Genomic DNA, 23,134 nt, shown 5'->3' on the forward strand with positions numbered 1-23,134 from the left:
AACCTCACATCCCCAAAAAAGGACAAGGCCCCGACGGGGCCTTGTTTCGTGTTGGAGCGTAGCGATTAAGCTGCTTTTTTCTCTTCGAAGAACTGCTCGTCTTCCGTCGATCCCTTGAGGGCTGCCGTGGACGACAGGGCTTCGATCGTGGTGGTGACCGCGTCGAAGTAACCCGTGCCCACTTCGCGCTGGTGCTTCACCGCGGTAAAGCCCCGATCGGCAGCAGCGAATTCCTTCTGCTGAAGCTCGACGAACGCCGTCATGTTGTTGCGCGCGTAGCCGTATGCCAGCTCGAACATGCCGTAGTTCAGGCTGTGGAAGCCGGCCAGCGTGATGAACTGGAACTTGTAGCCCATGGCGCCCAGTTCCTTCTGGAACTTGGCAATGGTGGAATCGTCCAGGTTCTTCTTCCAGTTGAAGGAAGGCGAGCAGTTGTAGGCCAGCAGCTTGCCCGGGAACTTGGCGTGGATCGCGTCGGCGAAGTCCTTGGCGAACTTCAGGTCCGGCGTGCCGGTTTCGCACCAGATCAGGTCGGCGTATTCGGCATAAGCCAGGCCGCGGCTCACGGCCTGGTCGAAGCCCTTGTTCGTGCGATAGAAGCCTTCCACCGTGCGTTCGCCGGTGCAGAAGGGCAGATCGATCGGGTCGACGTCACTGGTCACCAGGTCCGCGGCTTCTGCATCGGTGCGAGCCAGCAGGACGGTGGGCGTGCCCATCACGTCGGCGGCCAGACGAGCGGCCACCAGCTTGGCAACGGCTTCGCGGGTGGGAACCAGCACCTTGCCGCCCATGTGGCCGCATTTCTTCACGGATGCCAGCTGGTCTTCGAAGTGAACGCCGGCGGCGCCGGCCTCGATCATGGCCTTCATCAGCTCGAAGGCGTTCAGCACGCCGCCGAAGCCGGCTTCGGCATCTGCAACGATCGGCTGGAAGTAGTCGACATAGCCCTCGTCGCCCGGGCCTTTGCCTTCGCTCCACTGGATCTGGTCGGCGCGCTGGAAGGTGGCGTTGATCTTCTTCACGCACTTCGGCACCGAATCCACCGAGTACAGCGACTGGTCGGGGTACATCTCGCCATTGCTGTTGGCGTCGCCCGCCACCTGCCAGCCGGACAGGTAGATGCCCTTCAGGCCGGCCTTGACTTGCTGCATGGCCTGGTTGCCGGTCAGCGCGCCCAGCGTGTTCACGAAGGGTTCCGTGTTGATGGAGTTCCACAGCTTCTCGGCACCGCGCTTGGCCAGCGTGTGGTCGATCTGCAGCGAGCCGCGCAGCTTGACCACGTCAGCGGCGGAGTAGCCGCGCTTGATGCCCTTCCAACGGGGATTTTCGGCCCAGTCTTTTTCGATCTGGGCAATTTGCTGTTCGCGGGTCAGGTGGGTCCAGGATGTCATGGGTTCACTCCAAAGGTTGCTTGAGAACTTGTCGGGCTCTTGCTCGATGCAAGTGCGATGCCGATGGATGAACTTTAAGTCTTCTACAAGACTTTTGGAAGCTCTTATGTCTTATACAAGAGATATTTTTATCTTCAATAAAATCAACGATCTATCCTCGTGATTTCTCAATGCGAAAAATAGTTTCTCGTATTGAGAAATTTTGGCGCGGCGCAGCATTTGTCTATTCCACGATGTGGAACGCGATTTACGCCGGGTGAAAAAGGATCCAGTCGCCGTGGCCGATGACCTGCTTGCCGCGCACCCGTTCGGGGTTGATTTCGTAGACCAGGCACTGCAACGGGCGGCCCAGCACCTCGATCGCCAGTTCGCGCTTGAAATACTCGCTGGCCTCGCCCGGCATGATCTGCTCGATTTCGTCGAGCACCGCTTCGAGCTCCGCACCGATTTCGTAGACCTCGCCCACCACCGTCACCGCCTCTTCACCGCCGAGCGTGAGGCCGGGATACCAGTCGATGCGGTAGAGCCTGCCCTTCACTTCGCCCATGCCCACGTATCGCGGTGCCGGCCGCAAGCGGTTGATGTCGTTACGCCCGCCCCGGCGCAGCGTACCGTAGACGAAGACGTGGCGGGGAGAGGCTTCGGGCATGATCCGGGGGTTTTGAAAAATAGAAGCCATTCTGAATGAGCCTTGGCGCGAACCGCCTGGCCGCGTACGCGTGCCTCGCCCTGAGCATGTCACTGGTCGGCAGCTATGTCGCGCTGTCCAAGCCCATGGTCGCAGCCATCCCCGTGTTCCTGCTCGCCTGGCTGCGCTTCGGCATCGGCGGCCTGGCCATGGTGCATTGGCTGCGCAAGCCCGCGAACGAATTGCCGATGTCCGGCCACACGCGCCGGCTCGTCTTCCTCGAATCGTTCCTGGGCAACTTCCTCTTTTCCATCTGCATGCTGTTCGGCGTGAGCATGACCAGCGCCGTGTCTGCCGGCGTGATCATGGCGGCCATCCCCGCCGTCGTCGCGCTGCTGAGCCGGGTATTCCTGCATGAACGCATCGCCCCGCGAACCTGGGCGGCTATCGCATGTGCCGGCCTGGGCATCGGCCTGCTCGCCCTGGCAAAGCCCGGTTCATCCGCCCATGGCACCGACGGCTCCGCGGCGGCCGCAGACGCCGCCCGCGCATGGCTGGGCAATCTGCTGGTGTTCGGCGCCGTCGTGTGCGAGGCGTCATACGCGGTGATCGGCAAGAAGCTCACCGGCGTGCTCGGCCCTAAGCGCATCACGTCGATGATCAACCTCTGGGGCTTCCTGCTCGTGACGCCATTCGGCGCCTGGGCTGCGTTGAGCTTCGACTTCGGCAGCGTCCAGCCCGGCATCTGGGTGCTGCTCGTCTTCTATTCACTGGCCGCAAGCGTCTGGACGGTGTGGCTCTGGATGACGGGGCTGAAGGTCGTACCGGCCGCCCAGGGCGGTGTCTTCACCGTGATGCTCCCGGTATCGGCGGCGCTGGTAGCCGTTTTCGCGTTGGGCGAAAGCCTGAGCGGCTTGCAGCTCCTGGCCTTCGGCTTGGCCTTGGTGGGCGTCGTGCTGGCGACACTGCCCGTCAGAGCAGCGGCGTAGCGCTCACGACGATGCCGTCCTCGTCGGCGTAGAGCCAGTCGCCCGGCCGCACCGGAACCCCTTGAATTTCGATGGCGATGTCGCGCTGGCCCTCGCCGCGTTTGACCGAACGCAGCGGCATGAGCGCCAGTGCCTTCACGGGAATGCCCGCAGCTTGAAGTTCAGCGAGGTCGCGCACCGCGCCATCGACGACGATCCCGGCCCAGCCGTTCTTCGCCGCAGCAGCCGCGAGATTTCCGCCGACCAGCGCGCGGCGCAGCGAACCGCCGCCTTCCACCACCAGAACGCGGCCGACTCGGCCGGAAGGCGTGTCCACAAAACCTGGCGAGTTCACGGCCTCGCGAACGCGCGAGTTGTCCTCGATCGCGCGCACGGTGGCTACCGGCCCGCTGAACCGTGCGGCGAGTCCGAAGTCTCGGAACATGGGCGCGAGGACGCGGAAAGCGCCTGACGTGTCTTCTTCATGGGCGTCGCACAGGTCGCAGGTGGCGAAGGGCTTGGCTGTCATTTTCCGGTGACTTTCCTGATGGCGGGTTTGATGTTCTCGCGGCGCGCCGGCAGCACCACGGCATTCTCGCGGGGCGCGTTGAGCACGATGGAGGTCGAAGTTTCGGTAAGGATACAAAACTTCGTCACCACCGCATCCAGGTGCTCGACGTCGATCACAGCGATCTCCATGATCCAGCTGTCCTCGCCCGTCACGTTCCAGGCGTTCACCACCTCGGGCGTCTGCTCGATCAGCTTGACCACCCGGGCGTATTCGACCCGGCCGACCCGCACGATGGCGCGGATGCCGTAGCCCAGCCGCTGGAAATCGACGACGGCTCGATAGCCCTTGATGACGCCGTTGAGCTCCAGCTTGCGGACCCGCTCCGTCACGGCCGGCTGGCTCAGGTGCACCCGGCGGCCGAGTTCGGCCATGGTGATGCGTGCGTCTCGCTGCAGCTCGGCCAGGATGCGGCCGTCATAGGCGTCCATTTCGGAAACTTCGGTGGGCATCGTGTTTATCTTTGAAAGTTAAGGCGGCGGTCTGCGATGACCTTGAATCATCCATGGATCGCGCGCCATCGGCAACATACGATGGATCCATGAACACCGCCGTCATGTCCTCAGCCACCTCGCGCAAAGCGTCCCTATTGCTCCCCGCCCTGCTCGCCTGCTACCTGGTCTGGGGCTCCACTTACCTGGCAATCCGCCTCGCGCTCGTGAGCTTCCCGCCGTTCTTCCAGATGGGAACTCGCTTTCTCGTGGCGGGTGCGCTGCTCATGGGATGGGTCCTGTGGCGGCGTTCTCGCACCGCAGGCACGCCACAACCGCTGCCGACACCGCGGCAATGGCGCAACGCGCTCGTGATCGGCACGCTGATGCTCGGCGGCGGCATGGGGCTCACCGCAAGCGCGGAGCAGCACATCGGCTCGGGGTTGATCGCCGCGTTCATCGCCGTCGTACCCATGCTGGTCTGCGGCTGGGGCCTTCTCTTCGGGCAGCGGCCGAGCCGGCTCGAGCTGGCGGGCATGGCCGTCGGCATGGTGGGCGTCGTGCTGCTGGTGCGCGGCGCCAGTTTCTCAGCCGCGCCGATCGGCATCGTGAGCATCGCGGCCGCGACGATGGCCTGGTCGCTGGGATCGGTGCTCACTACCAAGCTGCCGCTGGCGCCGGGCGCTGCCGGCTTTTCCAGCGAAATGTTGTGTGGTGGCGCGGTGTTGATGGTGATTTCTCTCGCGTTGGGTGAGCAGCCGCATTGGCCGCCGACGCCGTTGGCCGCGGCCGCGTGGCTCTATCTCGTCGTCTTCGGATCGCTGATCGCGTTCAGCGCGTACCTCTACCTGCTGGCTCATGCGTCGCCCGCGATGGCCACGAGCTACGCCTTCGTGAACCCGCTGATCGCGCTCTTGCTGGGCGTTGCAGTCGCCTCGGAGAGCGTCACTGGAGGCGAGTGGATCGCCTGCGGCGTGGTGCTTGCCGGCGTTTTTCTGATCTTCAGAGGGAAAACGCAGTCCTCGCCCAAGTGAAAAAAACGACACGCCAGAGTGAAAAAAGCCATTTTTCGCTTGGAAACGCGTTTTTTCTCCAGTAGCATCCGCAGTGCCGTAGGAGACGAATGCTGGAATGCAAGGTCCCCGATGGTGATTACTCAACTTCTAGAAGGAAATAATCATGGCAACTGCGAAAAAAGCTGCGAAGAAGGCGCCTGCAAAGAAGGCCCCCGCAAAGAAGGCTGCACCGGCGAAGAAGGCCGCACCGGCGAAGAAGGCTGCTCCTGCAAAGAAGGCCGCACCGGCGAAGAAGGCTGCTCCTGCAAAGAAGGCCGCACCCGCGAAGAAGGCTGCTCCTGCGAAGAAGGCTCCGGCCAAGAAGCGCACGCCCAACGCCGCGTTCATGAAGGCCCTGACCCCCAGCGCGCAACTCGCGGCTGTGGTCGGCAGCGCCCCGCTGCCCCGCACCGAAGTGGTCAGCAAGCTGTGGGCCTACATCAAGAAGAACAAGCTGCAAGACAGCGTCAACAAGCGCATGGTCAACGCCGACGCCAAGCTGAAGGAAATCTTCGGCAAGGCCCAGGTCTCCATGTTCGAGATGGCCGGCCTGATCGGCAAGCACGTCAAGTAAGACGTCCCCTCTCCCGGGTACTTCTCGGGTACTTGAAAGGCCGGTGCAAACCGGCCTTTTTCATTTCACAATCGTTCCATGCACTCATTCGAACAACTCGTCCGTAGGAACGCCCCCGCGGCAGATTACTGGTCTGCGCGCGCCGTGACGGAAACGTCCGAAAAACTCGCCGTGCGGCGCGACGTTCCGCAAGCGCCGGAGCAGCAGCGCGATGCGGGCGTGATGTTGTGCGTGGTGCGCGACGGCGCGTTGGGCTATGCGGCCACCAGCGACATGTCTGAATGGGGCGTGCGCAACGCCTTCGCTCGCGCCACGGAACTGGCCCAGGCCAGCATCGGCCGCACTGTGTTCGACTACCGCGAAGCGGGCCTTCCCAAGGCGTCGGGCAGCTACCGGTCGCCCAACGAGCGGCCCGCCGCCGGTCTTTCGCTCGCGGAGAAGTTCGATCTTCTGCGCGAAGTCTGCGTGAGCGCCAACATCGGTGACGCCATCGTCGACCGCACCGCATCGTTGTGGACCACGCACACGGAACAGCTGCACATCACGCCGGACGGTGGCCGCATCGAGCAGGTGTGGGACTTCATCGTGCCCGGCATCACGGCGGTGGCCAGCGCCAACGGCGACACGCAGATCCGCTCGGCCGCCGGCCAGTACAACGGCTTTTGCCAGCAGGGCGGGCTCGAGGTTCTGGAACGTGCCCGGTTCGCACAAGACGGGCCGCGCGTCGCCCGCGAAGCGCTGGAGCTGGTGCGCGCCCCCAACTGCCCCGAGGGCGAGATGGACGTGCTGCTGATGCCCGACCAGATGATGCTGCAGATCCACGAGAGCATCGGCCATCCCCTCGAGCTCGACCGTATCCTGGGCGATGAGCGCAACTTCGCCGGTACGAGCTTCGTCACGCTGGATATGTTCGGCCACTACCAATACGGCAGCGAGCTGCTCAACGTGAGCTTCGCGCCGGACACGCCGGCCGAATTCGCCGGCTTCGCCTACGACGACGACGGCGCGCCGGCGCAGCGCGAATGGATCATCCAGCGCGGCATCCTGCAGCGCCCGCTCGGCGGCACCGTTTCGCAAGCGCGTGCGCAGCAGTTGCGCCCCGGTATCGGCGGTGTCTCGACCACGCGCGCCGCGAGCTGGAACCGCGCACCCATTGACCGCATGAGCAACCTCAACGTCGAGGCGGGCGATTCGACGCTCGAACAGATGATCTCCAGCATCGAGCTCGGTGTGATGATGCGCACCAATTCCTCCTGGAGCATCGACGACTCCCGCAACAAGTTCCAGTTCGGGTGCGAATACGGCCAGATGATCCGCGGCGGCAAGCTGGCCGAGGTGGTGAAACGGCCCAACTACCGCGGCATCTCTTCGCGCTTCTGGCGCTCGCTGGCCATGGTGGGCGACCGCAGCACCTTCCAGGTGATGGGCACGCCGTACTGTGGCAAAGGCGAGCCGAACCAGGTGATCCGAGTCGGCCATGCCGCGCCTGCCTGCAAGTTCACCGGCGTGTCGGTTTTTGGAGGAGCACGCTGATGCGCCCCTACTTCGAACACCTCGCCGACGCAATCTGCCAGCCTGTTGCCGGCATCGACCGGGTCACTCTCTACTACAGCGCAGAGGTCTCGGATTTCATCCGCTTCAACCGCGCTGCCGTACGGCAGGCCACGCATGTCTCGCAGCGCTACGGCAGCGTGTCCGTGGTCGCCGGCGCCCGGCAGGCCACGGGTCGCATCTCGCTCAGCGGCGACGCGGCAGCGGACGTGCAGTCCCTGCTCGCGGAGCGCGACCTGCTGATCGAGCAGTTGCCGCTGGTCCCCGAAGACGCGTTTCTGCAGCTTCCGACGGCGATCGCGCCGACCGAGCGCGATGCCGAAGGAGAACTGCCGTCTGCACAACAAGTCATCGATGCGGTCACCGTGCACGCGGCAGGAACCGATCTCGTCGGGTTTTACGCGGGCGGGCCGGTTTCGCGCGGCTTTGCCGATAGCCGCGGCCAGCGCAACTGGCACCGGGTGGAAAGCTTCCACTTCGAGTGGTGTCTGTACCGCTCCGGCGACCAGGCGGTGAAGTCAGCCTATGCAGGGACGCATTGGGATGAGACCGCCTTCGCGGCCAAGGTCGCGGCCGCGCGCGAACAGGTCGAATTGCTGGCGCGCCCCCGCAAGACGCTCGAACCCGGCGAGTACCGCGTCTATTTCAGCCCCGTCGCCGTGGCCGACCTGCTCGGCACGCTCAGTTGGGGCGGGTTTGGCCACAAGGATGTGCAGACGGGCGTGAGCACGCTCATCAAGGCTCACCGCGGAGAAGCCGCATTTCATCCGTCCGTCACGCTGGTCGAAGACACGGCGCAAGGCATCGCGCCGCGCTTCCAGGCCGACGGCTTCGTCAAGCCTGATTCCGTTGCACTCGTTGGAGCCGGCGCCATCGCCGGGACGCTGGTGTCGCCACGCACGGCGACCGAGTACGGCACCCAGGCCAACGGCGCCAACAGCGAGGAGTGGCCGGAATCGCTCGCGATGGCGGGCGGCTTGCTGGCGCAAGCGGACGTGCTGCGGGCACTGGGAACGGGCGTCTACATCAGCGACCTGCACTACCTCAACTACAGCGACCGCCAGGCTTGCCGGATGACCGGCATGACGCGCTTCGCCTGTTTCTGGGTCGAGAACGGCCATTTGGTGGCGCCGATCCCGGTGATGCGTTTCGACGACTCGCTGCTGCGCATGTTCGGCAGCGGGTTGATCGGCCTGACCGAGGCGCCCGAGCTGGTGCCGGATTCGGCGACCTACGAGGAGAGGCACTTGCGCAGCGTGACGGCGCCGGGGGCGTTGGTGGAGGGCTTCCGCTTCACGCTCTAGCAGCTACTGCTTCTTCTGCAGCGCCGCCTTCGTGATTCCGCTCAGCGTCCCACGGGTCGTGATCACCTCTGGATCCAGCATCACCTCGATCAGCGTCCCCTGGTTGCGCTCGAGCGCCGCCAGCAATTCCGGCTCGAACTCTGCCGTGCGGGTGATGCGCACGCCGGCATAGCCATACGCGCGAGCCAACCCCACAAAATCGGGGTTGCGCAATTCGGTGCCGCTCACGTGCTGCGGGTAGTCGCGCTCCTGGTGCATGCGGATCGTGCCGTACATGCCGTTGTTGAGCAGCACGATGATGCTCTTGGCGCCGTACTGCGCGGCTGTGGCCAGTTCCTGCCCGTTCATAAGGAAGTCGCCGTCGCCCGCCATCGTGAGGGCGATGCGCCCGCTCACGATGTTGGCGGCGATGCCGGCCGGCACGCCGTAGCCCATCGCGCCGACCGTGGGCGCGAGCTGCGTCTTGTGCCCCTTGACCAGGCCGTGGTGCTTGAAGAAGCGATGCACCCAGCTCGCGAAATTGCCCGCGCCGTTGGTCAGCACCGCGTCTTCAGGCAGATGTTTCTTGAGCATGCCGACGATCGCGGGCATGTCGATGTCGCCGGGCAGCGCCTGCGGCACCATGTTGCCTTCGTAGTCGGCATTCGCGGCTTCGGCCCACCCGGCCCACGGCACTTCGGGGGGCGCCGTCAGCACCTCGAGCGATCGCGCAGCGGCATTCATGGTGGCGTTGATGGCCAGATCCGCCTGGTAAACACGGTTCAGCTCTTCGGCGCTCGCGTGGATGTGAATGAGCTTCTGCTTCGGCTTGGGTGGCTGCAGCAATGTGTAGCCGCCCGTCGTCATCTCACCCAGGCGCGGGCCGATCGCCAGGATCAGGTCGGCCTCCTTGATGCGCGCCGCGAGCTTCGGGTTCAGGCCGATGCCCACGTCGCCGGCGTAGAGCGGATGGTGGTTGTCGAAAGTGTCCTGAAAGCGGAAGGCGTTGCCCACCGGCAGTTTCCAGTTCTCTGCAAAGCGCTGCAGCGCCTGAGCCGCCTGCGGCGTCCAACCGCCCCCGCCCGCGATGACGAACGGCTTCTTCGCCTGCAGCAGCATCTCGCGCAAATCGCGCAATGACCCCGGATCGCTCCACGCCTGCACCGGCTCCACACGCGGCATCGGCCGCGCGCTCGTCATCTTGATCAGCATGTCCTCCGGCAGCACCAGCACCACGGGGCCGGGACGGCCGTTCATCGCCGTCGCGAACGCACGCGCGATGTATTCGGGAATGCGGTCCGCTTCGTCGATCCGCTCCACCCGCTTGGCCATGCCCTTGGTGCTGGGGCCGAAGAAGCTGCAGTAGTCCACTTCCTGGAAGGCCTCGCGGTCACGTTGGTCGCTCGCGACGTCGCCGACGAACAGCACCATCGGGGTCGAGTCCTGGAATGCGGTGTGGACGCCAATCGACGCGTTGGTGGCGCCTGGGCCACGCGTGACGAAGCACACGCCTGGCCGGCCGGTGAGCTTGCCGTGGGCCTCCGCCATATAGGCCGCGCCACCCTCCTGCCGATTGATGATGAAGCGGATCTGCTCACGGTACGCATGAAAGCCGTCGAGCACCGCGAGGTAGCTTTCGCCCGGCACGCCGAAGACATGCGTCGCCCCTTGCGCCACCAGGCATTCCACGATCAGGTGGCCCGCGATCTGCCCGCCTTCAACTGTGCTCATAAGCTTGACTTGATTAACGTTTTGGTGAATTATGCCGCTATGCCACGAGTACCTGCCATAGCCGCCGAAGAGCGGCTGCGCGACGCCGACCGCTCGCAAGCCACCATCTTAGCGGCGGCGCGCGATGAATTCGCCGACCACGGATTGGGCGGCGCACGGATGGACCGCATCGCCGAGCGCGCGGGCCTCAACAAGCGCCTGATCTACTACTACTTCGAGGACAAGGAACAGCTGTTCCGCGCCGTGCTGGAGCAGACCTACCGCGACATCCGCGAGGAAGAGCGCAAGCTCAACCTGCTGGAGCTCAAGCCGGCAGAAGCCTTGCGCAAGCTGGTGGAGTTCACCTGGGACTATTACCTCGCCCACCCCGAATTCCTGACGCTGCTCAACAGCGCCAACCTGCACCGCGCCCGCCACCTGCAGGAATCCAAGCGCGCGCGCGAAATGAATTCGCCGCTGATCGAGATGCTGGCGGAAATCCTGGAGCGGGGCCGCAAGGACGGCACGTTCCGCGGCGGCGTGGACCCGTTGCAGCTCTACGTCTCCATTGCCGGCCTTTCTTATTTCTACCTGTCCAACAGCCACACGCTGTCAGCGATCTTCGGGCGCGACCTGCTGTCCGCCAAAGCGAAGAACGAGCGGCTGGCCCACATGTGCGACGTGATCCTGGGCTATGTGCTGAGGAGCTAGCCACGCCGCGACCCCGGGCTTGCGCCCGGTCTTTTTTTCCCTATAATTCACCGAACGGTTAATTAGTTTTTGACCCACAAGGAGACTCTCCCGTGAATCCCACTCGCCGCATCCTCGCGCTCTCGCTCGCCGGCCTCGCCGCACTGGCCCCCATCGGCGCCCTTGCACAAGGCGCCTACCCCAACAAGCCGATCCGTGTGATCGTCCCCTTCGCGGCCGGCAGCACCACCGACATCATTGCCCGCGCCATCGCCGACAAGATGGGCCAGAGCATGGGTCAGACGCTCGTGATCGACAATCGCGGCGGCGCCAGCGGCACCATCGGCCAAGCCGCTGTGGCGCAGGCCGCGCCGGACGGCTACACGATCATGGTCCACAGCTCGTCGCACACGGTGAGCCCGTCGACGTTCGCCAAGCTGCCGTTCGACACCGAGAAGGATTTCGTCGGCATCACGCCGATTTCCAGCACGCCGAACGTGCTGGTCATTTCGCCGTCGAAGAACATCAAGTCGCTCAAGGACCTGCTGGCCGCCGCTCACGCCAAACCGGGCAGCATGAACTTCGCCTCGGCCGGCCAGGGCAGCGCCACGCACCTGAACGCCGAGAAGTTCAAGCATGCGGCGAAGATCGACGCCACCAATATCCCGTTCAAGGGCTCCGCTGAGGCCGTGACGGAAGTGATGTCTGGCCGGGTGGACTACTACTTCTCGCCCATCGCACCCGTGATCGGCCAGATCAAGAACGGCCAGCTGCTGGCCCTCGCTGTCGGCTCGCCGAAGCGTGCCAGCGCCCTGCCCGATGTGCCGACCACGGCTGAAGCCGGGGTGCCCGGTTCGGAATTCAATTTCTGGATCGGCATGATGGCGCCCGCCAAGACGCCGAAGGAAATCGTCAATCGCCTGAACGAAGAGGTGTTGAAGGCCCTGGCCACGCCCGAGGTGAAAGAGCGTTTCGCCGCGCTGGGTGCCGATGCCTGGACGCTCAAGCCCGAGCAATTCGACGCGTACATCGCAGGTGAGATCAAGTCGAACGCCGTGCTGGTGAAAGCCGCCGGCCTCGAAGTGCAAAAGAACTGAAGGAGCGAAACATGCCCACCCAAAGACTCGGAATCATCATGCACGGCGTCACCGGACGCATGGGCATGAACCAGCACTTGATCCGCTCGATCGTCGCCATCCGCAACCAGGGCGGCGTGACGCTTTCCAACGGCGACAAGGTCATGCCTGACCCGATCCTCATCGGCCGCAACGCCGAGAAGATGGAAGCGCTGGCCAAGACGTGGAAGATCGAGCGCTGGGGCACGGACCTCGACAAGGCGCTGGAGAACAAGGAAGACACGATCTTCTTCGATGCGGGCACCACGCAGATGCGCCCCACCTTGCTGGCCAAGGCGATCCGTGCCGGCAAGCATGTCTATTGCGAAAAGCCGATTGCGACCAACCTGAACGAAGCGGTGGAGATCGCACGGCTGGCCAAGAAGTCGGGCCTGAAGCACGGCGCCGTGCAGGACAAGCTGTTCCTGCCGGGCCTGCGCAAGCTCGACATGCTGCGCCGCGCCGGCTTTTTCGGCAAGATGCTCTCGGTTCGCCTTGAGTTCGGCTACTGGGTGTTCGAAGGCGACCTGCAGCCGATCCAGCGCCCGAGCTGGAACTACCGCACGGAAGACGGCGGCGGGATGATCCTGGACATGATGTGCCACTGGCGCTATGTGCTGGACAACCTCTTCGGTGAGGTCAAGTCCGTTTCGTGCATCGGCGCCACGCACATTCCTGAGCGCTGGGACGAAAACGGCAAACCCTACAAGGCCACGGCTGACGACGCCGCTTACGCCACGGCTGAATTGGTGGGTCACAACGGCGAGCCGGTGATCGCGCAGATGAACATGTCGTGGGCCACGCGCGTGCGCCGTGACGACCTCGTCACCTTCCACGTCGACGGCACGCATGGGTCGGCTGTCGCTGGCCTGTCGTCGTGCCGCGCGCAAAGCCGCGTGACCACGCCGCGCCCGGTGTGGAACCCCGACGAGAAGCAGATGATGAACTTCTTCGACCAGTGGCAGGAAGTGCCCGACTCGCAGTTCTACGACAACGGCTTCAAGATCCAGTGGGAGCATTTCATCCGCCACGTGGTGGAGAACGAACCCTATCGCTGGACGCTACCCGAAGGCGCCAAGGGCGTGCAGTTGGTCGAGGCCGCACTGCAGTCGTGGCAAGAGCGGCGCTGGATCGACGTGCCGAAGCTCGAGGTCTGAGATGGCGCTCTCGCTGCAACTTCCCTCGTCGGGCGGCGACCTCGCCACCTACACACTGCGTGGCACGGCCCCCGTCAAACCGGCCGCCGGCGTCAAGTTCGACCGCATCGCCTATTCGGCGGCGCACGTGGTCGCCGACCCGCGCGCCGCCATCGATCCGTGGCTGCAATGCGCCGTCGACTGGGACGCGACCATCGCCTACCGGCAGCGCCTGTGGTCGCTCGGGCTGGGCGTGGCTGAAGCGATGGACACGGCCCAGCGCGGCATGGGCCTGGACTGGCCGACGTCACTGGAGCTGATCCGCCGGTCGCTCGATGCGGCCAAAGACACGCCCGGTGCACTGGTCGCTTCGGGCTGTGGTACCGACCACCTGGTGCTGGAGAACGTCAAGACCGTCGATGAGGTCATCGCCGCCTACGAAGAACAGATGACGGCGATCGAGAAGCTCGACGGCAAACTGATCGTCATGGCCAGCCGCGCATTGGCGCGCGTCGCCAAGAGCCCGGCCGATTACGAGCGCGTGTACGACCGCATCCTGCGGCAGGCCAAGCAGCCCGTCGTCCTGCATTGGCTGGGTGACATGTTCGACCCGGCATTGGCGGGGTACTGGGGCACGAAGGACGTTGATGCGGCCATGGACACGGCGCTCGGCATCATCGCCGCCAACCCTTCCAAGGTCGATGGCATCAAGATCTCGCTGCTGGACAAGGACAAGGAAATCGCGATGCGGCGACGCCTGCCCGCGGGCGTGCGCATGTACACGGGCGACGATTTCAACTACGCGGAGCTGATCGCCGGTGACGGCTTCGGCAAGGAGCCGACGCACGGCAAGAGCGACGCGCTGCTCGGCATCTTCGACGCCATCGCGCCGGCCGCGAGCGCGGCACTGGGCGAACTGGCGCAGGGCAACCTCGACAAGTTCCACGCCATCCTCGGCCCCACCGTGCCGCTGTCGCGCCACATCTTCGCGGCGCCCACGCGCTTCTACAAGACAGGCGTCGTCTTCATGGCCTGGCTGAACGGCCACCAAAGCCACTTCACGATGGTCGGCGGCCAGCAAAGCACGCGGTCCCTGCCGCACTTCGCCGAACTGTTCCGGTTGGCCGACGCGGCCAACCTCCTCGAACAGCCGGACGTGGCCACCCGCAGGATGAAAACACTTCTCGCCCTCCACGGCATCGAATAACAGCAACCAGGAGACAACACCATGCTCAAACCGTTCTTCAAACTCGCACTCGGCGCCGTCCTCGCGGCCGCCGCCATCGCCGCGTCGGCGCAGGCTTGGCCCACGCGGCCGGTCAAGGTCATCATCCCCTTCCCGCCGGGCGGCACGCTCGACACGGTTGGCCGCCAACTGGCACTGAAGCTGGGCGAGCAGCTGGGGCAGACCTTCGTCGTGGAGAACAAGCCCGGCGGCAATGGCACCATCGGCGCCGATCTGGTGGCCAAGGCTCCGGCCGACGGCTACACGCTGCTGTTCAACGCATCGACGTTCGTGACGGCCCCGATGACCATGAAGTCGGTTCCGTACTCGGTGACCAAGGATTTCCAGCCCGTGGCCCTGGTGGCGAAGGCGCCACTCTCGGTGGCCGTCAACAAGAACCTGCCGGTGACGGACATCAAGTCGCTGCTCGCGTACGCTCAGGCGAACCCGGGCAAGATGACCTTCGCCGTCGGCTCCATCGGATCCGCCGGTCACCTCTCCACCGAACTGCTCAAGCGCAGCGGCAACCTCGACTACCTGATCGTGCCGTACAAGGGCACGGCCCCGGCTTTCCAGGACTTGATCGGCGGCCAGATCCACGGGTTCATCGACCCCATCCTCGGCTCGCTGCAGTATCACAAGGCGGGCCTGCTGCGCGTCGTCGCGGTCACATCCGCCACGCGCGCGCCCAACCTGCCGGACGTGCCCACCGTCGGTGAGACCATTCCGGGCTACGAGTTCTACAGCTGGTACGGCCTGTGGGGCCCCGCGAAGCTCCCCGCCGAAGTGACGCAGCGCTTGAACACGGAGGTCAACAAGGCCCTGGCGACCGACATGAAGGACAAGCTCGTGCAGCAAGGTCTGCTGCTCACGCCCGGCTCGGTGGACGACTTCGCCAAGTTCCAACAATCCGACATGGTGCGCTCGCAGAAAATCATCACCGAAGGCAATATTCGTGTCGAATGAAGGCCGTCGGGCGCTGGTGACGGGCAGCAGCTCGGGCATCGGCCTGGCTGTCGCGCAGCGCCTGCTCGCCGAGGGCTGGCAGGTGAGCGGATGGGACGTCGCCCCGCCCGCCATCGAACATCCATGTTTTGAGCCTGTGAAGATCGACATGCTCGACGGCGCCGCAGTCGACGCTGCAGCGCGCGCTGCGGGCGCGCCTGACGCACTGGTGCACGCCGCAGGGGTGTTACGGACCGGCGCGCTTGGCACCCTTCAACCCACTGACGGCGAAATGATGTGGGGCCTGCACGTGCAGGCGATCACACGCCTGGCCAATCACGTGTTGCCCGCTATGGCACAGGCCGGCCGAGGCCGTGTGGTCCTGGTGGGCAGCCGTGTCGCTCGCGGAATCGCTGGCCGCAGCCAGTATGCCGCCACGAAGGCTGCACTCGCATCCCTGGCGCGCAGCTGGGCGGCCGAGGTGGTGACCCGCGGCGTGATGGTGAACATCGTGTCGCCAGCCGCGACGCAGACGCCGATGCTGCGCGACCCGGCGCGCGAACAGACGCCGCCGCGCATGCCGCCCATCGGCCGGTTGATCCAGCCCGAAGAAGTCGCCTCGCTCGCCGCGTATCTGCTCTCCCCGGCCGCCGCGGCCATCACCGGCCAGGACATCCAGATCTGCGGCGGTGCTTCGCTGGGTGCCTAGCTATGCTTTCCAACGAACCCTCTCGAATTGTCGGACTCGTCGGCCTCGGCCTGGTGGGCACTGCGCTCGCGCAGCGGCTGCTGGCAGCAGGCTTCACCGTCCGCGGCTTTGACCTGCGGGAAGAAGCGCGAGACACGCTGCGCTCAATGGGCGGTGTGGCGGAGCCCGGCGTGCGTGACGTTGGTGCCCATTGCGGGTGCGTCGTCCTCGCCGTGTTCGACACGAAAGATGTGATCGGCGTCCTGGAAGGACCCGAAGCTTTGCTTGCGCCCGGCCATGTCGTCGACACGGTGATCGATTGCTCCACAGGCACACCTGATGCGCTGCAAGCGCTGGCCGCACGGCTCGAAGCGTTGGACATCTCCTTGATCGAAGGCCCGCTCTCGGGCTCCAGCCAGCAGATCGCCGCTGGCGAAGCGACCCAATTGCTGGGCGGCAAGGCGCACGCGATTACTGCCAGCCTCGACGTTCTGGAAGCCATTGCAAACAAGCGAATCCATGTGGGCGAAGCCGGCATGGCGGCCAAAGCCAAGCTGGCCACCAACCTCGTGCTGGGCCTGAACCGCGCCGCGCTCGCCGAAGGCATGGCCTTCGCGGAGAGCCTGGGCATCGCGCCCGAAGCCTTTCTGGCTCTGGTGCTGGCGACACCGGCCCGCTCCGCGGCGGCCGAAATCAAAGGTCCCCTGATGGCCAGCGGCAATTTCGAACCCCAGTCGCGCATCCGCCAGCACCTGAAGGACGTGAACCTGATGCTGGAAAGCGCACGCGCTGCCGGCCAACCACTGCCGCTCTCCACGACCCACGCCGAGTTGATGCGCCGGGCCATCGCAGCCGGAGACGGCGACCTGGACAATGCAGCGATCATCCGCCAGTGGTGGCGCGACCGAACCGACTCTCACTGAACCCATGCGAGACTTCTCACAAGACCATCGTTGGCTTTCCATCAACACCGCAACGGTGCGCAAGAGCCGCGGCGCGGACCTGCCATTGCCGGACATCATCGAAGCCTGTGCGCGCCGAGGCATTCGCGCCATCTCGCCCTGGCGCGACCAGGTCGCGGTTGCCGGGCTGGACACAATTTCAAGCCTTGTGAAGACCCACGGCCTGGAACTCTCGGGCTACTGCAGAGGCGGGATGTTCCCGGCGGCCGATGCACAAGGCCTTCGCGCTGCAAGAGACGACAACCGGCGTGCGGTCGACGAAGCGTGTGAGCTGAACGCAGCGTGCCTGGTGCTGGTGGTGGGAGGATTGCCCGGCGCACTGGCCGGCAAGGCCGCGCACAAGGACATCGCCCTGTCACGCAGCCAGGTGCGCGACGGCATCGCCGAACTGCTGGACTATTCGCGGTCGCTGCGCATGCCGCTCGCCATCGAGCCGCTGCACCCGATGTATGCGGCGGATCGCGCGTGCATCAACACGATGGAACAGGCGCTGGATGTGTGCGACGAGCTCGACCCCGGACGGACGGGCGCGCTGGGCGTCGCCGTCGATGTCTATCACGTGTGGTGGGACCCGAAGCTGCAAGCGCAGATCATGCGCGCCGGCAAGGACCGCCTGCTGGCGTTCCATGTCTGCGACTGGATGACCCCGACCACCGACCTTCTCAACGACCGCGGCATGATGGGCGACGGCGTCATCGACATCCCGCGCATCCGCGGGTGGGTGGAGGAACAGGGGTTCGCCGGCTACAGCGAGGTGGAGATCTTTTCCACCGGAAACTGGTGGCAAAAGGACCACGGCGAGGTGCTGGACACTTGCGTCCAGCGGCACCGCGCCGCGGTCTGATTCGTCAGCCCGCGACTTGCAGGCCGGTGCGGCCGCCGCCGCTGGTCGTGTTGCTGGTGCTGCGGCTGGCCGCCGTGCCCGAGTCGATCTCGCCGGACAGCTGGCCGCCCTCTTCGATCACCACCTTGCCGTAGCGCACACGGCCCGTCACCTTGCCGGTCGCGTAGATGGTGAGCTTCTGGCGCACCGTCAGGTTGCCTTCGAACTGGCCACGAATTTCGGCGATGTCGATGTCCGCCGAACCCTTGAACGAGCCGCGCTCGGAAATCTGGATGACGCGCGAATCCATCGTGGCTTCCACCGAGCCTTCGACCACCAGTGTGTCGCAATCGGTGATCTCGACGCCCTTCAGCTTGATGTTCGGGCCCACGGTGAGCTTGCTTTCACCCTCTTTGGCCGGCGCGGTGTTGGCCGCAGGCGTGGTGGGCGCCGCGGCGGCAGCCGCCGCGCCGGACGCAGCCGCGGCATTCGGGTTGCCGGGGTTGCGCTGGCTGTACGCGTCGGGCTCGCGCTTGTTGAAGAAGGGGGATTGCATTGCCATGGTTTGTACTTCCTCTGAGTGGCGTTGAATGAGCTGCCGATGCTACGGATGGGCGGCATTACATGTTCACGCCGCCGAGCAAGTTCGGTAACCAAGTTCGTTGCCCGCTTCAGACGTGCAAAAGATGTGTCTGCGACTTTTTCCGCACTCTGCGTAAACAGATGTTGCCGTGAGCAACCTGCTGGAGCACCATTGCTGCTGAGCAGAGGAGAAATTCGATGGCGCCCCGACTCCGCAACGTCCTGAAGTCAATCCTGGTCTGCGGCAGCGTGTTCGCCGCTGCGCTTGGCATCGCGCAGGATTCGGCGTCTGTGAACACCAACGCCGAAAACCTGATCGTCGTACTGCGCGAATCCAAGGGCGCCAACAAGCAGGACGAAACGCTGCGGCCTTTCGGCAAGGTTCGCGGGGTGCTGGCTGACGGCCGCGAGATCGAGCTGGACACGAGCTGGTACAAGTATCTTGGCGACATGCATATCCGGCTCGTGTTCGACGGCGGCCAGAGCATGCAAAGCGCGTCGTCGCAGGATTTGGCTCGGCTGCGCCTCAGCCCCGACGAAGCACTGAAGGTCGCTGTGTCCAACCTCAAGCGCCTCTACGGCGCGCCGGCCGCGCAGCCCTGGAGCGGCGCGCTGATGCAGGTGCAGAGCGAGTCGACGGACTTGAACAGCAGCTACTTTCTCGATCGTGAGTTCTGGCGCGAGTTGCAGGCGCAGCACCCCCAAGGCCTCGTCGTGGCCGTGCCGCGCCGTGGCGGCCTGGTCTATGCGCCCGTGTCCGACGAAGCCGCCGTCGCCGATCTGCGATTCGGTGCTGCGGCACTCTATGCCGGCGGCGGCTCCGGTGCGCGCCTGTCGTCCGCGTTGTACCTGTTCAAGGATGGGCGCTGGTCGGTGTTCCAGCCGGCGATTGCGCAGGCCGATACGAACTAGCTTGCCCGCTCCTTTTGGCGTCTGCTTCCCAAGAGCGGCGATCGTGGACCGCGCGGCAACGCCGTGCATGGCCGGGCCGCGGCGCGATGGCTACGGCGTCCGGCATCGCTTGCTTTCGCAAGCTCCTGCCGGAGTCCCCGCGCTGAACGGTCTTGCGGCCCGCGCGGCACAACTCGCCTCCGCTACGCTGCGACTCAAACAAGTGCCGCGAGCATGAGACGGTCGCGTCGCAAGCGACGCTGGGCCGCAAGACCGTCCACCGCGGGCGCCTGGGCTTTATTCGCGCCGCGGCCCGGCCATGCACGGCGTTGCAGTGACAGCGTGGCGTGCCAGCGGTGGTGCGCCGACGTGTCGGCGGCCCCGTGAAGTGTTGGCACTCTACCGGTGGCGCGCCTCGATGATTTGCGAAGCTGTGCGTGGGCGGGCTGCGGCGCGAATAAAGCCCAGGTGCTTGCGGCGGGTGACTCCGCGACCCAGCACGGCTTCAGCCGTGCGACCGTCTCATGCTCGCGAAAATTGTTTGAACGGAGCAAAGCGGAGAGAGTTTTTTCGCGCGGGTCGCGGGGTCTCCCGGCGCAAGGAATTCGGCTGGAGACTCGCGAAGCGAGCGATGCCGAACGCCGTAGCCATCGCGCCGCAGCCCGCCCACGCACAGCTTTGCCGCGAGGTCGACGAGCACCGACTTCGGAGAGAAGTGACGCATAGAACTTGCGAGATCGAAAAAACTACCGCGACCCAGGGACTTCGAGCCGCCCCGCCACTGTGAACTTGCCGCCACCTTGCGGCGTCAAGACGACCATCTCACCGGTTGCCGGCGAAACTCCCGTCAAGGCAAGCACAGTTGAACCGTGCGTCACCATCACGACGTTGCCTGACGCGGGCTTGCGCGAGGCCAGCGCGCGCAGCTGCGCCACTTGCCGGCCGTCGGGATCGCTCCGGCCGAACAGGTTGGCCAGGGCGGGCGAGATTTCGGGGTCCTTGCGAAACGCGAGCCGCGCCGTCTCCAGGCAGCGACACCAGGGGCTGGAATAGAGCTGCGTGACCGCGACACTCCGCGCGCGGAACGCTTCGCCGATCTGCCTGGCGTGGGCACGGCCTTCGTCGCTGAGGTTTCGCTGGGTGCTGCAATCGGCCAGCACCATTCCTTCGGGGTCGCCCACTCCGGGCGTGGTGACCGCGTGCCGCATCAACACGACCTGGCCGCCGCCCTTGAGCAGCTTCCACACCGCTTCGTCGGCAAACGCCGCAATGGGTGCTGCCCACGCGCACACGAGCAACACCGCCACCCACCAGGGACGTGACGCCGCGGTGCGCGTGCGGGCCATCAATACCCCACGGTGTAGCGGGCGCCACGGAAGCCGAGCACCGCCGTCTTGGGTTTGATCTCTTCGAGCGTTACGCCCGAGCCCAGGTCAGCGCCCTCCGCGACCACATTGCCGTTCACGATGAGCATGCGCTGGGCTTTGCTCGCGGAATACACGCCGCCTGTGATCGTGAGCTTGGGCGCGTCCGGAGGCAAGCCGGCCACGGGGGCGGCAAGCGGGGCAGCTGCAGACGGCGCAGCACCCGGTGACAGCGGCGCAGGCCGGGCTGTGGGCGCGGGCGCAACGGACGGTGCGGGACCGGAGGGTGCGGCGCCTGAAGGTGGCGCCATGCCCGGCGGCGGAGCCGGTGGTGTGCCTTCGGGCATCGACGGCCTTCCCCGCATACGATCCGCGCGATTGGGCACAGGCGCAGACTGCGGCGGCGAGCCGGTTGGCGGTGGGCTGATCGGCGGCGCGACGACCGGCGGCTCCACAACCACAGGAGGCGGCATCACGGCCCGCGCTACCACCGGCTGCGGGACCGGCGGGGCTGCGAGTGGAGGCGCGATCACGACGGAAGATGGCTCTTGCACCGCTACGACGGATGTTGGACGAGGCGTGGGCGCATCGCGCAGCACGTACCAGCCACCGACCGCAATCACGGCAAGGCCCGCCGCGGCGCCCGCCCAGACCCATGGCGTGCTGCCCGCGCGCCGCGGCCCTTCCCCCATCGCGGTTCGCGCGGACTGCGCGTGGATGCCACGCGCGGGATCGCGCTCGCGCTGCGCGTCGGCTTTTTTCAGGGCGTCGAGGATGTATGACATGGCTGGGGCCTAAGGCTCGGTGCGCAGGCGCGGTTCTTCGACGCCCGCGGCGCGATTGAGTTGCATGTACGTCAAGGGGCCAGGATGGCCATCGGCCGTCAATCCATGGGCCAGTTGGAAAGCACGCAGTTGCGGCTTCAGCGCGGCGTGCGCCTCGCGCCTGTCTTTGGGGAGGGAGGTGCCGTTCGTCGCGGCGAGCCGTGCAAGCACCCAGTCCACCGTCTCAGCACCCGGCGCGGCGGCGGCCCGGCTGTTGTATCCCGGCGGCGCCCGCCAAAGCGTGGAGAACTCACCCCGCCAGCGCGCGGCCAGCGCCGCCAGCGTCACCGTCTGTTCGGTGCCGCCGGCGCGCAGGGTCGCGCTGTCGCGGCCCAGGGCCGTGAGCACGGCGTAGGTGGGCGCGCCGGTTTCCGCGTCGAGCGTCAGGATGCCCGGCCGCCCCAGTTCGCGGATCAACGACAGGTTGAGGTTCTTGCTGAAACACTGCAGCTGTTCTTTTTGCAGTGCCCTGCACGGGTCCTTGCCTTCGGGCACCGCTTTCCATGCCTGCGCCAGTTCGCGCCAGGCCTCGTTGGAATCGCGCAGCAAGACGGGCGCGGCGACGCTGGCGGCCGCTGCGGGAACCTGGATGGCAGGCGCCTTTTCTGCAGGCGTGATCACGGTTGTGCTGGCGGGTGCGCTGGCCGGCACGGCCTTGGCGACGACCGGCGTGGGCGCCCGTGCGGGCTCTCGCACCACCTGATTCACCGCCGCCAGCAGGCCCGCGCCCGCCACCACGCCAAGGCCCAGCACCGCGGCCGTGCGGCGCGCCGCCGACGGTGCGGGCATGGGCTTGTCGAACACCTCGGCGGCGGCCTTGTCGACGGTGGCCTTATCCACCAAAGCCTGGTTGTTGGCGAACGCGCCGAGCAGCGCCCGGTCGCACAGCAGGTTGACGCGGCGCGGCACACCGCGCGACAGCTCGTGCACGCGCTGCAATGCCTTGCGGTCGAACGGCAGCGGCCGGGAAAGCCCGGCGACTTCCAGGCGATGCTGCACGTACTGCGCCGTTTCCGCCGGCGTCAGCGCACCGAGGTGATAGCGCGCGATGACACGCTGAGCCAATTGCTCCAGCTCGGGCCGTGCCAGCATGGTGCGCAGCTCGGGCTGCCCGATGAGGATGATCTGCAGCAACTTGCGCTCGCGCGTTTCCAGGTTGGTCAGCAGGCGCAGCTGTTCCAGCACCTCGGCAGAGAGGTTTTGCGCCTCGTCGATGATGAGGACGTTGTTGCGCCCCGCAGCGTGGGCTTCGAGCAGAAAGGCGTTCAGCGGATCCAGGTAGTCCTTCACCGTGGGCCCGCCCCGATCGGCCTGAGCTTGTCGAAGGCTCTGCGGCACGGCAATGTGGAATTCGTCGCACACCGATTGCAGCAGCTCGATCACGGTGAGCTTGGGGTTGAAGATGTAGGCGACGTTGCAGTCCTGCGGGATCTGCTCCAGGAACAGGCGGCACACCGTCGTCTTGCCGGTGCCGATCTCGCCCGACAGCAGCACGAAGCCGCCGCCCCCGCCCAGCCCGTACAGCAGGTGCGCCAACGCCTCCCGGTGGCGGTCGCTCATGAACAGGTAGCGCGGATCCGGCGCGATCGAGAACGGTTCGCTCTTCAGTCCGAAATAGGGCGCATACATGGGCGCAAGGATAACGCCCTGCCTTTGGCACGCGGGCGCCGCTCGTTTCCGCCGCGATCCTGTCCGGCACACATCCCGCGCTACACATAACCCGTGTAGAC

23 protein-coding genes are annotated in these 23,134 nt (G+C 65.6%); 14 read left to right on the forward strand and 9 right to left on the reverse strand.

The annotated features are described in order from the left end of the window. Positions 1–65: 65 nt before the first annotated feature. Together aceA and EEB15_RS19455 are read right to left on the reverse strand one after the other, a co-directional pair. Complete coding sequence (aceA, locus tag EEB15_RS19450) at positions 66–1,391, reverse strand: isocitrate lyase (RefSeq protein ID WP_370283726.1); 1,326 nt, start codon at positions 1,389–1,391, stop codon at positions 66–68. A 247-nt stretch (positions 1,392–1,638) separates the two neighbouring features. Further along, on the reverse strand, positions 1,639–2,040 hold the full coding sequence (locus EEB15_RS19455) for a gamma-glutamylcyclotransferase (RefSeq protein ID WP_141511537.1): 402 nt from the start codon (positions 2,038–2,040) through the stop codon (positions 1,639–1,641). 35 nt (positions 2,041–2,075) lie between these two features. Here EEB15_RS19455 and EEB15_RS19460 point away from each other — a divergent pair, with 35 nt between their 5' ends. Then, positions 2,076–3,008 carry a DMT family transporter gene (locus tag EEB15_RS19460; RefSeq protein ID WP_141511538.1) on the forward strand — a complete coding sequence of 311 codons (933 nt, stop codon included), beginning with the start codon at positions 2,076–2,078 and terminating at the stop codon, positions 3,006–3,008. Here EEB15_RS19460 and rraA read toward each other — a convergent pair. Together rraA and EEB15_RS19470 are read right to left on the reverse strand one after the other, a co-directional pair. After that, complete coding sequence (gene rraA, locus EEB15_RS19465) at positions 2,992–3,516, reverse strand: ribonuclease E activity regulator RraA (RefSeq protein ID WP_141511539.1); 525 nt, start codon at positions 3,514–3,516, stop codon at positions 2,992–2,994. The two genes, EEB15_RS19460 and rraA, sit on opposite strands and share 17 nt — an antisense overlap. Beyond that, positions 3,513–4,007, reverse strand: a complete 495-nt coding sequence (locus EEB15_RS19470; protein WP_141511540.1) for an Lrp/AsnC family transcriptional regulator — start codon at positions 4,005–4,007, stop codon at positions 3,513–3,515. The genes rraA and EEB15_RS19470 overlap by 4 nt, the downstream gene beginning before the upstream one ends. Positions 4,008–4,096: 89 nt before the next feature. Between EEB15_RS19470 and yedA the strand changes: the two genes are divergently transcribed. From yedA to EEB15_RS19490, 4 genes are all read left to right on the forward strand, one after another. After that, complete coding sequence (gene yedA / locus EEB15_RS19475; RefSeq protein WP_141511541.1) at positions 4,097–5,020, forward strand: drug/metabolite exporter YedA; 924 nt, start codon at positions 4,097–4,099, stop codon at positions 5,018–5,020. Positions 5,021–5,165: 145 nt separating this feature from the next. Continuing rightward, positions 5,166–5,615, forward strand: coding sequence for an SWIB/MDM2 domain-containing protein (locus EEB15_RS19480; protein ID WP_141511542.1), 450 nt, complete (start codon positions 5,166–5,168; stop codon positions 5,613–5,615). A 78-nt stretch (positions 5,616–5,693) separates the two neighbouring features. After that, entirely contained in the window at positions 5,694–7,148 is a 1,455-nt protein-coding gene (locus EEB15_RS19485) for a TldD/PmbA family protein (RefSeq protein ID WP_141511543.1), read from the forward strand. Further along, entirely contained in the window at positions 7,148–8,470 is a 1,323-nt protein-coding gene (locus EEB15_RS19490) for a metallopeptidase TldD-related protein (protein ID WP_141511544.1), read from the forward strand. The genes EEB15_RS19485 and EEB15_RS19490 overlap by 1 nt, the downstream gene beginning before the upstream one ends. Before the next feature lie 3 nt (positions 8,471–8,473). Here the strand turns inward: EEB15_RS19490 and EEB15_RS19495 are convergent, their stop codons facing one another. Then, positions 8,474–10,180: a thiamine pyrophosphate-binding protein gene (locus tag EEB15_RS19495; protein WP_141511545.1), complete on the reverse strand. Its 1,707-nt coding sequence runs from the start codon at positions 10,178–10,180 to the stop codon at positions 8,474–8,476. A gap of 39 nt (positions 10,181–10,219) precedes the next feature. On the opposite strand from EEB15_RS19495, the gene EEB15_RS19500 reads away from it, so the two are divergent. The 8 genes from EEB15_RS19500 to EEB15_RS19535 all read left to right on the forward strand — a co-directional run bounded on the left by EEB15_RS19500 (position 10,220) and on the right by EEB15_RS19535 (position 17,764). Then, positions 10,220–10,870 (forward strand): TetR/AcrR family transcriptional regulator, encoded by a 651-nt coding sequence (locus EEB15_RS19500; protein WP_141511546.1) that lies wholly within the window; start codon positions 10,220–10,222, stop codon positions 10,868–10,870. A 92-nt stretch (positions 10,871–10,962) separates the two neighbouring features. After that, positions 10,963–11,946 (forward strand): tripartite tricarboxylate transporter substrate binding protein, encoded by a 984-nt coding sequence (locus EEB15_RS19505; RefSeq protein ID WP_141511547.1) that lies wholly within the window; start codon positions 10,963–10,965, stop codon positions 11,944–11,946. Between the two features lie 11 nt (positions 11,947–11,957). Beyond that, on the forward strand, positions 11,958–13,121 hold the full coding sequence (locus EEB15_RS19510; protein WP_141511548.1) for a Gfo/Idh/MocA family protein: 1,164 nt from the start codon (positions 11,958–11,960) through the stop codon (positions 13,119–13,121). A 1-nt stretch (position 13,122) separates the two neighbouring features. Further along, on the forward strand, positions 13,123–14,307 hold the full coding sequence (locus EEB15_RS19515) for a dihydrodipicolinate synthase family protein (RefSeq protein WP_141511549.1): 1,185 nt from the start codon (positions 13,123–13,125) through the stop codon (positions 14,305–14,307). A 21-nt stretch (positions 14,308–14,328) separates the two neighbouring features. After that, positions 14,329–15,291 (forward strand): tripartite tricarboxylate transporter substrate binding protein, encoded by a 963-nt coding sequence (locus tag EEB15_RS19520; protein ID WP_141511550.1) that lies wholly within the window; start codon positions 14,329–14,331, stop codon positions 15,289–15,291. After that, on the forward strand, positions 15,281–15,979 hold the full coding sequence (locus tag EEB15_RS19525) for an SDR family NAD(P)-dependent oxidoreductase (RefSeq protein WP_141511551.1): 699 nt from the start codon (positions 15,281–15,283) through the stop codon (positions 15,977–15,979). Before EEB15_RS19520 ends, EEB15_RS19525 begins: the two co-directional genes overlap by 11 nt. 2 nt (positions 15,980–15,981) lie before the next feature. Next, entirely contained in the window at positions 15,982–16,881 is a 900-nt protein-coding gene (locus tag EEB15_RS19530) for an NAD(P)-dependent oxidoreductase (protein ID WP_141511552.1), read from the forward strand. Between the two features lie 4 nt (positions 16,882–16,885). Continuing rightward, positions 16,886–17,764, forward strand: coding sequence for a sugar phosphate isomerase/epimerase (locus tag EEB15_RS19535; RefSeq protein WP_141511553.1), 879 nt, complete (start codon positions 16,886–16,888; stop codon positions 17,762–17,764). A gap of 4 nt (positions 17,765–17,768) precedes the next feature. Here the strand turns inward: EEB15_RS19535 and EEB15_RS19540 are convergent, their stop codons facing one another. Continuing rightward, entirely contained in the window at positions 17,769–18,305 is a 537-nt protein-coding gene (locus EEB15_RS19540; RefSeq protein ID WP_141511554.1) for a polymer-forming cytoskeletal protein, read from the reverse strand. A 218-nt stretch (positions 18,306–18,523) separates the two neighbouring features. Between EEB15_RS19540 and EEB15_RS19545 the strand changes: the two genes are divergently transcribed. Continuing rightward, the gene (locus EEB15_RS19545; protein WP_141511555.1) at positions 18,524–19,237 is read left to right on the forward strand and encodes a hypothetical protein; all 714 of its coding nucleotides are present in this window, start codon (positions 18,524–18,526) and stop codon (positions 19,235–19,237) included. 725 nt (positions 19,238–19,962) lie between these two features. Here EEB15_RS19545 and EEB15_RS19550 read toward each other — a convergent pair. Genes EEB15_RS19550 through EEB15_RS19560 form a run of 3 tightly spaced genes read right to left on the reverse strand, consistent with a single transcriptional unit; the run spans position 19,963 to position 23,033 of the window. After that, positions 19,963–20,562 carry a histidine phosphatase family protein gene (locus tag EEB15_RS19550; protein ID WP_141511556.1) on the reverse strand — a complete coding sequence of 200 codons (600 nt, stop codon included), beginning with the start codon at positions 20,560–20,562 and terminating at the stop codon, positions 19,963–19,965. Then, positions 20,562–21,365, reverse strand: coding sequence for a general secretion pathway protein GspB (locus tag EEB15_RS19555; protein WP_141511557.1), 804 nt, complete (start codon positions 21,363–21,365; stop codon positions 20,562–20,564). The genes EEB15_RS19550 and EEB15_RS19555 overlap by 1 nt, the downstream gene beginning before the upstream one ends. A 9-nt stretch (positions 21,366–21,374) precedes the next feature. Next, positions 21,375–23,033, reverse strand: coding sequence for an AAA family ATPase (locus EEB15_RS19560; RefSeq protein WP_141511558.1), 1,659 nt, complete (start codon positions 23,031–23,033; stop codon positions 21,375–21,377). Between the last annotated feature and the right edge of the window lie 101 nt (positions 23,034–23,134).

Origin of the sequence: Ramlibacter sp. WS9 (genome assembly GCF_003797765.1) — a bacterium.
Taxonomy (GTDB): Bacteria; Pseudomonadota; Gammaproteobacteria; order Burkholderiales; family Burkholderiaceae_C; genus Ramlibacter.